At 60.9% G+C, this 11,516-nt stretch carries 10 protein-coding genes; 5 read left to right on the plus strand and 5 right to left on the minus strand.

Features of this window, described 5'->3' with window-relative positions:
* The first annotated feature begins 68 nt into the window (after positions 1-68).
* Positions 69-509, plus strand: a complete 441-nt coding sequence (gene lysM, locus KGB03_RS27385; protein WP_008149329.1) for a peptidoglycan-binding protein LysM — start codon at positions 69-71, stop codon at positions 507-509.
* Positions 510-634: 125 nt separating this feature from the next.
* Here lysM and yrfG read toward each other — a convergent pair whose 3' ends face one another.
* Positions 635-1,297: a GMP/IMP nucleotidase gene (gene yrfG, locus KGB03_RS27390; protein WP_223530305.1), complete on the minus strand. Its 663-nt coding sequence runs from the start codon at positions 1,295-1,297 to the stop codon at positions 635-637.
* An 89-nt stretch (positions 1,298-1,386) separates the two neighbouring features.
* Here yrfG and nudE point away from each other — a divergent pair, with 89 nt between their 5' ends.
* Positions 1,387-1,953 carry an ADP compounds hydrolase NudE gene (gene nudE, locus KGB03_RS27395; RefSeq protein WP_111449459.1) on the plus strand — a complete coding sequence of 189 codons (567 nt, stop codon included), beginning with the start codon at positions 1,387-1,389 and terminating at the stop codon, positions 1,951-1,953.
* The gene (cysQ, locus tag KGB03_RS27400) at positions 1,950-2,777 is read left to right on the plus strand and encodes a 3'(2'),5'-bisphosphate nucleotidase CysQ (protein ID WP_223530307.1); all 828 of its coding nucleotides are present in this window, start codon (positions 1,950-1,952) and stop codon (positions 2,775-2,777) included. The genes nudE and cysQ overlap by 4 nt, the downstream gene beginning before the upstream one ends.
* A gap of 100 nt (positions 2,778-2,877) precedes the next feature.
* Here the strand turns inward: cysQ and KGB03_RS27405 are convergent, their stop codons facing one another.
* The 4 genes from KGB03_RS27405 to rfbC all read right to left on the minus strand — a co-directional run bounded on the left by KGB03_RS27405 (position 2,878) and on the right by rfbC (position 7,222).
* The gene (locus KGB03_RS27405) at positions 2,878-3,333 is read right to left on the minus strand and encodes a YiiD C-terminal domain-containing protein (RefSeq protein ID WP_111449457.1); all 456 of its coding nucleotides are present in this window, start codon (positions 3,331-3,333) and stop codon (positions 2,878-2,880) included.
* 40 nt (positions 3,334-3,373) lie between these two features.
* Positions 3,374-4,765, minus strand: a complete 1,392-nt coding sequence (locus tag KGB03_RS27410; protein ID WP_218536823.1) for a sigma-54-dependent transcriptional regulator — start codon at positions 4,763-4,765, stop codon at positions 3,374-3,376.
* The gene (locus tag KGB03_RS27415; protein ID WP_111449455.1) at positions 4,762-6,570 is read right to left on the minus strand and encodes an ATP-binding protein; all 1,809 of its coding nucleotides are present in this window, start codon (positions 6,568-6,570) and stop codon (positions 4,762-4,764) included. The genes KGB03_RS27410 and KGB03_RS27415 overlap by 4 nt, the downstream gene beginning before the upstream one ends.
* A gap of 106 nt (positions 6,571-6,676) precedes the next feature.
* Positions 6,677-7,222, minus strand: a complete 546-nt coding sequence (gene rfbC, locus KGB03_RS27420; RefSeq protein WP_223530309.1) for a dTDP-4-dehydrorhamnose 3,5-epimerase — start codon at positions 7,220-7,222, stop codon at positions 6,677-6,679.
* 194 nt (positions 7,223-7,416) lie between these two features.
* On the opposite strand from rfbC, the gene KGB03_RS27425 reads away from it, so the two are divergent.
* Positions 7,417-10,329 carry an aminotransferase gene (locus KGB03_RS27425; protein ID WP_223530311.1) on the plus strand — a complete coding sequence of 971 codons (2,913 nt, stop codon included), beginning with the start codon at positions 7,417-7,419 and terminating at the stop codon, positions 10,327-10,329.
* Between the two features lie 303 nt (positions 10,330-10,632).
* On the plus strand, positions 10,633-11,511 hold the full coding sequence (aguB, locus tag KGB03_RS27430; protein WP_218536826.1) for an N-carbamoylputrescine amidase: 879 nt from the start codon (positions 10,633-10,635) through the stop codon (positions 11,509-11,511).
* The last annotated feature ends 5 nt before the right edge of the window (positions 11,512-11,516 follow it).

Below are 11,516 nucleotides of genomic sequence, written 5' to 3' on the forward strand. Positions count from 1 at the left end.
GGAACCGCAGGTAACAGCCTTGGTCTAGGCTTTTGCGTCTGGAACCCAAAACCCAAGGAGAGCGCACCATGAGTATTTTTAGCTTCGTGAAAGAAGCAGGCGAAAAACTTATCGACTTGCTGACGCCAGGCAACGCCAATGCCAGCGAGCAGTTGAAAGAACACATCAGCAAGGTCGGCCTGGGTAACCCGAATGTGCAGGCGACGGTGGATGGCGACAAAGTCACCGTGACCGGCGAAGTCGGCAGTCAGGAAGAGAAGGAAAAAATCCTGCTGGCGGTGGGCAATATTGCCGGTGTCGGTAGTGTGGATGACCAGATCACCGTGACGGGCCCGGTTGCTCAGGCGGCGCGGTTCGTCACCGTTAAAAAGGGCGACACCCTCAGCGCGATTGCCAAGGCTGAGTACGGCGACGCCAACAAGTACAACAAAATCTTTGAGGCCAACAAGCCGATGCTGTCTCACCCGGACAAGATCTATCCGGGGCAGTCGTTGCGGATTCCTGAGTAAGTCTCGAGGCCGTGTGATGCCCTTCGCGAGCAAGCCCGCTCCCACAGGATCTGTGTCGTCCACGATGGATGCGAACGACACAGATCCTGTGGGAGCGGGCTTGCTCGCGAAGCAGGCGACTCGGTCTAAAGCCCTGCAATCAACTCCCGATAATCCCCAACCGCCGCAAACTCGGCCGTGTCCTTCGGCCCTTTACGGCTGTCCGGCTCACTCACGGCCAACAGATGCGCCACCCCAAAATTCCGCGCGCTACGCAGGATAGGCAACGTATCGTCGATAAACAGACTGCGCGCCGGATCAAAACCGATGTCCGCTTGCAAGGCATCCCAGAATTGCGGGTTTTCCTTGGCAAAACCGTAATCATGCGAGCTGATCAACCGCTCGAAGTACGGCGCCAGTTCGATTCTTTCCAGTTTCAATGACAGCGAATCGCGATGCGCATTGGTGATCAGCACCACGCGCTTGCCGGCCCGTTTGATGGCGGCCAGAAAGGTGTCCGCGTCCGGACGCAGGGCAATCAAATGCGCGGTTTCCAGTTTCAGTTCGCGCACCGACAACTTGAGCTCGGCGCTCCAGAAATCCAGGCAATACCACTGCAACTGGCCGGCGTTGCGTTCGAACAACGGCTGCAATTCCATCTCGGCCATCGCCCGGCTCACCCCGTGCAATTCGGCGTAACGCTGGGGCAGGTGCTCCATCCAGAAATGGTTGTCGTAATGCAGGTCCAGCAGCGTGCCGTCCATATCCAGCAGAACGGTGTCGATGTCGCGCCAGGGCAGCAGGGACATAAAAACTTCTCCAGCGGTAAAAAAGATATCCGACGTAAACAATCAGGATAGGCCGGGTATAGTAACGCGCTATCGCCAAGGAGCCGCTCATGCGCCAGAAACCCACCGTCCTCGCCCGCGAGATCGTCGCCACCAGCCGTTTGTTCTGCGTCGAAGAGCTGAAGTTGCGCTTTTCCAATGGCGTGGAGCGCACGTATGAGCGACTGGTGGGCAAGGGCGTCGGTTATGGCGCGGTGATGATCGTGGCAATGCTGGATGCGGACCACGCGGTGCTGGTTGAAGAGTATTGCGGCGGCACCGATGAATACGAGCTGTCCTTGCCCAAAGGCTTGATCGAGCCGGGCGAGGACGTGCTGGCGGCGGCCGAGCGGGAGCTCAAGGAAGAGGCCGGGTACGGCGCGCGGCAACTGGAGCATTTGACTGAGTTGTCGTTGTCCCCCGGTTACATGAGCCAGAAGATCCAGGTGGTGTTGGCCACTGATCTATACGAAGAAAGCCTTGAAGGCGATGAGCCCGAGCCGATGGGCGTGGACAAAATCAACCTGCGTGAGTTGTCGGCCCTGGCCCAGAACCCGCGATTCACCGAGGGCCGTGCATTGGCAGCACTGTATCTGGCCCGTGATCTGCTGACTCAGCGTGGAGTGTTCCAGCCATGATTTTCCCCCATCCGTTGATGGCGCCTGTTGTTGAACTGGCGCTGAAAGCTGGCGAAGCGATTCTGCCGTTCTGGCGTGCCAACGTCGCCGTGACTGCAAAATCCGATGATTCTCCGGTGACGGCCGCCGACATGGCCGCTCACCATGTGATTCTGGCCGGGCTGACGGCGCTGGACCCGAGCATCCCGGTGCTGTCCGAAGAAGACGCCAACATTCCCCAGAGCGTGCGCGCCGGGTGGCAGCGTTGGTGGCTGGTGGACCCGCTGGACGGGACCAAGGAGTTCATCTCCGGTAGCGAAGAATTTACCGTCAACATCGCGCTGATCGAGCAGGGGCGAGTGGTGTTTGGCGTGGTGTCGATGCCGACCAACGGGCGCTTCTACGTCGGTGGTGCGGGTCTGGGCGCATGGCGTGGCGACAAAGACGCGCAGCCTTTGCCGATTCAGGTTCGCGAGGTTCCTGCTGAGGGTGAAGCGTTTACCGTGGTTGCCAGCCGTCGGCATTCCAGTCCTGAGCAGGAGCGCCTGCTGGCCGGGTTGAGCGACAGTCTGGGTGAGCTGCAATTGGCTAACATCGGCAGTTCGTTGAAGTTCTGTTTGTTGGCGGAAGGGGCGGCGGATTGTTATCCGCGGTTGGCGCCGACTTCGCAGTGGGACACGGCGGCGGCGCAAGGTGTGCTGGAAGGGGCGGGCGGTGAAGTGCTGGATTTGAGCGGTGCGCCGTTCAGTTATCCGGCGCGGGAATCGTTGTTGAATGCGTTTTTCCTGGCGCTGCCGGCGAAGGCTGCGTGGCGCGAAAAACTGTTGGAACTCGCTCGCCGCTAAGATCGTTCCCACGCTCCGCGTGGGAATGCAGCCCGTGACGCTCCGCGTCACTGGACGCGGAGCGTCCCTAGAGGCATTACCACGCAGAGCGTGGGAACGATCACCGATGCAGGACGTACTGCCCGGTAAACGTCACCGCATCGTCATCACTGTCGGCATTGACGATCCGCGAATGCAGCGTCAACCGCGCCCGTCCATACCGCCCATACATCGCTAAAAACTTCTTCCACACCGCCGCACTCGGTGCATGGCAAATCGCTGTCGCGTCCATGGTCACCGGCAGCGGGTAGCTGATCTGCCCTTCCTGAATCACGATGTGCCCGCCTTCAACCCCTTCTTCACGCAAACGCAAATGCAACCAGCCCCAACCGGCCAGCACCGCGCCGCAATACAGGCTGCCGCCAAACATCGTGCTTTTATGATTGACGTTGGCCTCCAGCGGCAAGTGCAGGCGCAGTTGCTGGTCGTGCCAATCGAGCACTTTGAGGCCCATGTCCCGCGTCAGGGGAATGTCGCGATGGAGGACTGATTCCAGATGACGGCTGTCGCGGCTCATGCATGGATCTCTTGTTTGAAGATGATGATTGGACGGTAGCTCAATCGGGTTCGTCGGTGTGGCTGCTGCCACTGTCGGCGAAGTTCAGCCCGTGCTTGCGCAGTTTGTCGTGCAAGGTCTTGCGTGGGATGCCAAGGGCTTCGGCGAGGCTGCGCACCGAGCTGTGAGAGCGCGCCAGTTCGGCGGCGATCAAGCTCTTCTCGAAGTTTTCCACTTGTTCGCTGAGACCGCCACTGACCACCTCGACCGTCATGCCGACAGCGCCATCCGCTGCGCTATTGTCCAGGGCCAATTCCAGGCCCAGGGCAAAGCGTTCGGCGGCGTTCTGCAATTCCCGCACGTTGCCCGGCCAGGTGTGGCGCAGCAGCAGGGCGCGTTGTCCCGGTTGCAACTCGTGGGGTGGCAGACCGTGACGAGCACTGGCTTCATCGGCGAAGTGCTGGAACAGCATCAGCGCATCTTCGCCACGCTCACGCAGCGGCGGAATACGCAGCGGTGCGACGTTCAGGCGGTAATACAAGTCGGCACGGAAGCGGCCCTGATCGGCGGATTGACGCAGGTCTTCCTTGGTCGCAGCGATGATGCGGATGTCCAGCGGGATCAACTGATTACCGCCCAAGCGCTCGACGACCCGCTCTTGCAGCAAGCGCAGCAATTTCACCTGCACATCCAGGCTCATGCTTTCGATTTCATCAAGAAACAACGTGCCGCCATTGGCGAATTCGAACTTGCCGATGCGGCGCTTTTGCGCGCCGGTAAAGGCGCCTGGCTCGTGGCCGAACAGCTCGCTTTCTACGACCGACTCGGCGAGAGCGCCGGCATTGATCGCCACGAACGGACCGTTTCGACGGCTCGACAGATCGTGCAATGCACGTGCGACAACTTCTTTACCGGCACCGGTTTCGCCGAGGATCAGCACATCGGCCTTGGTCGCCGCCAATGCACCGATCTGCTCGCGCAGGCGCAGCATCGGCGCCGATTGCCCGACCAGTCGGGCGCTCAGCTCATTGCGATCGCTCAGGGCCAGACGCAGGCTGCGGTTGTCCAGCACCAGCCGGCGCAGGTCCAGGGCGCGGCGCACGCTGTCGAGCAGGGCGTCGCTGGCAAAGGGTTTTTCCAGAAAGTCATAAGCCCCGGCGCGCATGGCTTGCACGGCCAGCGGCACATCGCCGTGACCGGTAATCAGCAGCACCGGCAGTTCCGGGTCCTGGGCATGCAGTTCAGTCAGCAATTCGAGGCCGTCCATGCCCGGCATGCGGATGTCACTGACCACCACACCGGGCCAGTCACGTTCCAGTTGCGCGGCCAGGCCCTTGGCTTCGGCCAGTGGCAGGATTTTCAGGCCAGCGAGGTCCAGAGTCTGGCTCAAGGCCTGACGCAGGTGCGGATCGTCGTCGATCAACACGACCTGGATGCGGTTGTCGATGGTCATGCACTTCGGTCCTCGGACGGTTGCAAGCTCACACCCGGTGCGCCTGCACGCAGCTTCAGGGTAATCAGGGCGCCACCTTCCTTGTGGTTGGAGAACGACAGTTCACCACCGAAGGCGCGCATCAGGGTTTCGCAAATCGCCAGCCCAAGCCCAAGCCCCTGAGTGCGGGTCTTGGTGGTGTAGAAGGGCTCGCTGGCGCGGCCAAGTGCCTCCAGGCAGAACCCGGGGCCATTGTCGCGAATGTACAGATTGACGCCGTCGGCAGTCGATTGGGCACTCAACCAGAGCTTGCGCGGCGGGCCTTTTTCCGTCAGGGCGTCCAAAGCGTTGGCCAGCAGATTGCCGAGTACCTGACGCAGACGGGTTTCCCCGGCCTCGACCCACAGGGTGGCGGCCGGCAAATCGCGGATCAGCTCGACTTCCATGCTGCGTCGACGCTTGGCCAGCAGCGCCAGCGCATCGTCCAGCGCCGGTTGCAGGGCGACGCTTTCCGGGGCGTGGCGATCGCGCCGGGCGAAGGCGCGCAGGTGGGCGATGATCGAGGCCATGCGCCCGGTCAGTTCGCTGATCAACTTGAGGTTGCCGCGTGCATCTTCAGTGCGCTGATGATCGAGCAGCACTTCGGCGTTTTCTGCGTAGCTGCGGATCGCCGCCAGCGGTTGATTCAATTCGTGGCTGATGCTCGCCGACATGGTACCAAGGGCCGACAGTTTGCCGGCCTGCACCAGATCATCCTGAGCGCGAACCAGCTCTTGCTGGGCCTGTTCGCGTTCCAGCACTTCCTGTTTCAATCGACGGTTGAGGCCTTCGAGGTCGCTGGTCCGCTCGGCTACCCGGCCTTCCAGCTCGCGACGGGCCTTGGCTTCGAAGGCGATTCGATCAAGGTAATGACGGCGGCGCTGCATCATCAGCCCCAGCAGCAACATCAACACCAACAACGTCGCGCCGCCGATGGCGACGACCGTGCGTACCGGGCGATCGATCAAAGTACGTGGGGCGAGGATGCTGACGTTCCAACCGGTTTCTGCGATGGACTGGGTTTGTGTCAGCCAGGCGTTGGGGTTGAGCCGCAAGGGTTTGGGATCGCGGGTCGGATAAGGTTGAATCGCAGTAATAGCCTTGCTTTCTTCTTCGCCCAACGGGCGGGTCGAGCGGAATCGCCACTCGGGCCGCGACGTGAGAATGACCACGCCGTTATGGTCGGTCAGCAGCAGTTGTTCCGGGGTTTTGCCCCAGAGGCTTTCGGTGTGGTCCAGATCGACCTTGACCACCAGCACGCCGATGATCTTTTCGCCGTTACGCACGGCGGCGGCGAAGAAATAGCCGCGCTTGGCCGATGTTGTGCCCAAACCGAAAAAGCGCCCAAGCCGCCCGGCCATGGCTTCGCTGAAATACGGTCGGAAGGAAAAGTTACGCCCGACGAAACTGTCGTGTTTGTCCCAGTTGGACGCGGCCAGGGTCTTGCCCGTGGTGTCCATCAGGTACATGACTTCGGCGCCGGTCTGGGCGCTGATGTTTTTTAACAAGCGATTGGCGTTGCCCTGGGTGACGCCATCGTCGGGCGCACCGAGGACGGCTCGCAGGGCCGGTAGATCGCCGAGGATCTGCGGCAACACTTCATAGCGGTGCAGGGTGCCCAGCAGGTTGGCGACGTAAAGGTCGAGGGTCTGACGGTTCTGCCCGGCCAGTTCGCTGCGGTAATAACGCTCGGCCAGATGCTCCAGCGGCCACAGCAACGGTGCCAGGCACAGCGCGAGCAGGGCCAGGCTGCGCCAACGGGGTCTGCGGGGGAGGGTCGGAGTCATGAGCATCGAGCGCCTGTGGGTACAGGCGCATTATGCCTAGGCTTGCGGGCGCAGTCTGCGCGCCGTGGGTCAGGCACGCTTGCGCGGTGATGATTCAGACGGTGTTTCAGGAAAAGACTTCAGCATCCTTGAAGAACGCCGCGGCCTGATCTTTGCCGGACAGTTGTGGCGCTTCGTCCAGTTGCCAATCAATGGCCAGGTCCGGGTCGTCCCAGCGAATGCTGCGCTCGGCGGACGGGGTGTAGTAGTCGGTGGTTTTGTAGAGAAATTCGGCGAAGTCGCTCAGCACCACGAAACCGTGGGCGAAACCCTCCGGGACCCAGAGTTGGCGATGGTTCTCGGCGGACAGACGCACAGCCACCCATTTACCGAAATGGGGCGAGCTGCGGCGAATGTCCACGGCCACGTCGAGTACTTCACCGGCGGTGACCCGAACCAGTTTGCCTTGAGTGTTTTCCAGCTGGTAATGCAGGCCGCGCAATACGCCTTTTTGCGAGCGGGAATGATTGTCTTGAACGAAATTCGTCTCCAGGCCAGTCGCTTCCTTGAAAGCCTTGGCATTGAAGCTTTCATAGAAGAAACCGCGCTCGTCACCAAATACCTTGGGTTCGATGATCAGAACACCGGGCAGGTCGGTGGTGACTACTTTCATGGCTTTCTCCAGCAATAGGCATTGATGGGCGACATTCTTGCGCAAAGTGGCGGCGGGCGCGAGTGGAGTGATTTTTTTCCTGATCCGTTCACTGATTTGTCGAGCCTCAGGAGGGGTTCTGGCAGGCGAAGGGGTTGCGTATCACCCAAAGCAGTGGCGATATAAGCGCCTAATAAAATTTCAGGGGTCGTTGTATGCCACTCGCCACGTTGATTCATCGCGCCAGTTTGCCCAGCCCGCAAGTGTCTGCGGAGCAAGCGCTTGAGCTGCTGAAGGGACATTACGGCCTGAGTGGAAGGTTGCAGGCCCTTGGCAGCCAGCAGGATCTTAACTATCGGGTCGACAGCGACCAGGGGCGTTTTGTCCTGAAAATCTGCCGTGGTGATTACTCGGCGCAGGAGCTGCACGCCCAGCACGCCGGACTCAAGCATTTGGGTGAACACCCCGATGTGCATGTGCCGCGAGTGATTGCCGCCAAAAACGGTGCAGACCTTCTCTCGCTGGAAGTCGGCGGCCAACCGGTGCATGTGCGCCTGCTCGATTACATCGAAGGCCAGTCGCTCACACATCTGGATCATCTGCCCGGTTCAGTGGTGGCCGGTTTTGGTCGACTCTGCGGTGAAATGGACCTGGCGCTGGCCGGTTTCGACCATCCGGGCCTCGAGCGCACGCTTCAATGGGACGCCCGCCACGCCAACGCGTTGATCGCGCATTTGCTGCCGGTCATCACTGACGAGCATCAACGCCGGCTGATCGCTGATGCGGCTGAACAGGCCGAGCGTCATTTGCAGCCGCTTGTGGATAAGCTGCCGGTGCAGGCCATTCACATGGACATCACTGACGACAACGTGGTGTGGCAGCGAGATTCGCAACGTCAGTGGCAATTGCAGGGGGTGATCGATTTCGGCGACCTGGTTCGTACCTGGCGCATCACTGATCTGTCGGTGACCTGCGCGGCGCTGCTGCACCACGCTGATGGCGATCCGTTCTACATTTTGCCGGCGGTTCAGGCCTATCACGCGGTCAATCCGCTCACGCATGAAGAGCTACTGGCGCTCTGGCCACTGATCGTCGCTCGTGCGGCGGTGTTGGTGCTCAGCGGCGAACAGCAGGTCAGCATCGATCCGGGCAACGAATACAGCCGCGACAACCTCACCCACGAGTGGGAGATTTTCCGCGTCGCTACATCGGTGCCGTTGGCGTTGATGGAAGCCGCGATCCTGACCGCGGTCGGCCAGAACCTGCCGGGCATCGGCAGCGAAGGTTTCGCGCCGCTGCTGCCGAGCCTGGTGGGGCGTGAGTTTGCGTTGATCGATTTGGGCGTGCTCAGTCCGCATTTCGAGGCCGGCAATTGGGAGCAGGAGGGGATCGATCAGCGGCTGCTGACCGAAGCTGCCGTGGCTCACGGTTTGGCGGCCAGTCGTTATGGGCAATATCGCTTGTCCCGCACCCGCCCGGACAGCGCCAGCGAACCCGACACCTGCCCATTGCACGTCGAATTGCGAGTGCCCCACGGCACGGCGGTCGAATCACCGTTTGCCGGGGTGGTGCATCAGCCAGCGGCGGGTGTGCTGCAACTGGACGGCCCGCAACTGAGTGTTCGCCTGTGGGGCGTGACGCCGTCGCTGCACACGGGCGCAGCGCTGGTCAAAGGCCAGGTGCTGGGTTCGGTCAGCGGGCCGTTGATCGTGCAGTTGTGTCGCGGCGCTTCGTTCACGGCGCCGTTGTTTTGCACGCCGTCTCGCGCGGCTGCCTGGCAAGCGTTGTGCCCGTCACCGGCGGTGCTGCTGGGACTGGCCTGTGACGCCGAAGAGGAGCTCGATTCGCAGACGTTGCTGGCGCGCCGTGACGCCAGTTTCGCCCGTACCCAGAAGCACTATTACGTCGACCCGCCGCGTATCGAACGCGGCTGGCGCAATCACTTGATCGACATGCAAGGCCGTTCCTACCTCGACATGCTCAACAACGTCGCGGTGCTTGGCCACGGTCATCCGCGCATGGCGGCGGTCGCCAGTCGTCAGTGGTCGCTGCTCAATACCAACTCGCGTTTTAACTACGCGGCGGTTGCCGAATTCTCCGAGCGTTTACTGAAACTGTCGCCGGACTCCATGGACCGGGTATTCCTGGTCAACAGCGGCAGCGAGGCCAATGACCTGGCAATCCGCCTGGCCTGGGCCTACAGCGGTGGTCGCGACATGCTCAGCGTGCTCGAGGCCTATCACGGCTGGACAGTGGGCGCGGACGCGGTCTCGACCTCGATTGCCGACAACCCGAAGGCTTTGAGCAGCCGTCCGGACTGGGTGCATCCGGTCACCGCGCCGAACACCTATCGCGGCGAATTCCGTGGCCCGGATAGCGCCCCGGACTACGTGCGCAGCGTCGAACACAACCTGGCGAAAATTGCCGAGCAGAAGCGTCAGCTGGCCGGTTTCATCTGCGAACCGGTGTACGGCAATGCCGGCGGTATCTCGCTGCCGCCGGGGTATTTGCAACAGGTTTATACGCTGGTTCGTGCTCAGGGCGGTGTCTGCATCGCCGACGAAGTGCAGGTCGGTTACGGCCGCATGGGCAACTTTTTCTGGGGGTTCGAAGAACAAGGCGTGGTGCCGGACATCATCACCATGGCCAAAGGCATGGGCAATGGCCAGCCGTTGGGCGCGGTGATCACCCGTCGGGAAATCGCCGAAGCGCTGGAGGCTGAGGGTTACTTCTTCTCGTCGGCCGGCGGCAGCCCGGTCAGTTGCCAGATCGGCATGGCCGTGCTGGATGTGATAGAGGAAGAAAGGCTCTGGGAAAACGCTCAGGTCGTGGGCGGGTATTTCAAGGAACGGCTTGAAGCGCTGATCGATATTCATCCGTTGGTGGGCGCGGTGCATGGTTCCGGCTTCTATCTGGGCGTCGAGTTGATCCGCAATCGCGAAACCCTGGAACCGGCAACCGAAGAAACCTCGGCGCTGTGTGATCGGTTGCGCGAGCTGGGGATCTTCATGCAGCCGACGGGCGATTACCTGAACGTCCTCAAGATCAAACCGCCGATGGTGACCTCGCGCCGGAGCGTGGATTTCTTTGTGGACATGCTGTCGCAGGTTCTCGCAGAGGGCCTGTAAACACACATCCCCTGTGGGAGCGGGCTTGCTCGCGAAAGGGCCGTGTCAGTCGACATCTACTTTGACTGACGCACCGCTTTCGCGAGCAAGCCCGCTCCCACAGGGATAGCGTAAAGTTCGATTATTATCTGGATTAATTGAGTTAATTTCGACAGGTGGATTATTTTAAGCTTTAAAAGCCGATTTTTATCGGCTATAAAGTCACCGCTGCCCCGGTGTGGCCTCACCACGCCCGGTGCTTCCCATTTCTGTCATTGGTCGATGCCACGCTCGACCCTCAAGCAATTGCCCCGGAGATGATTCATGAGCCGTATCGTTACCGTCGCCGCCACCCAGATGGCCTGTTCCTGGGACCTTGAAGCCAACATCGAGACCGCTGAGCGGCTGGTCCGTGAGGCCGCGGCGCAAGGCGCGCAGATCATCCTGATCCAGGAACTGTTCGAGGCTCCGTACTTTTGCCAGAAGCCGAACCCGGATTACCTGCAACTGGCCACGACCGTTGAAGACAACGTCGCCATCAAGCACTTCCAGAAAGTCGCCAAGGAGCTGCAAGTGGTTCTGCCGATCAGCTTCTACGAACTGGCGGGCCGCGCGCGTTTCAACAGCATCGCGATCATCGATGCCGACGGCAGCAACCTCGGGATTTATCGTAAAAGCCATATCCCGGACGGCCCTGGCTACCACGAAAAGTATTACTTCAATCCGGGCGACACTGGCTTCAAAGTCTGGAACACCCGTTACGCGAAAATCGGCGTGGGCATCTGCTGGGACCAGTGGTTCCCGGAATGCGCCCGCAGCATGGCGTTGCTCGGCGCGGAAATTCTGTTCTACCCGACCGCGATCGGCAGCGAGCCACACGACAAGAGCATTTCGTCCCGCGATCACTGGCAGCGCGTGCAACAAGGCCATGCCGGCGCCAACCTGATGCCGCTGATCGCCAGCAACCGCATCGGCAACGAAGAGCAGGACGGCTACGACATTACGTTCTACGGCTCGTCGTTCATCGCCAACCAGTTCGGCGAGAAGGTTCAAGAGCTCAACGAAACTGAAGAAGGCGTGCTGGTTCAGAGCTTCGATCTGGACGAACTGGAACACATCCGCAGCGCCTGGGGCTCGTTCCGTGATCGTCGCCCGAACCTGTATGGCACACTGAAAACCCTCGACGGTTCCCTGGAGTCCTGATTGTC

It is taken from the genome of Pseudomonas sp. BF-B-26, assembly GCF_019956495.1.
Lineage (GTDB): Bacteria > Pseudomonadota > Gammaproteobacteria > Pseudomonadales > Pseudomonadaceae > Aquipseudomonas.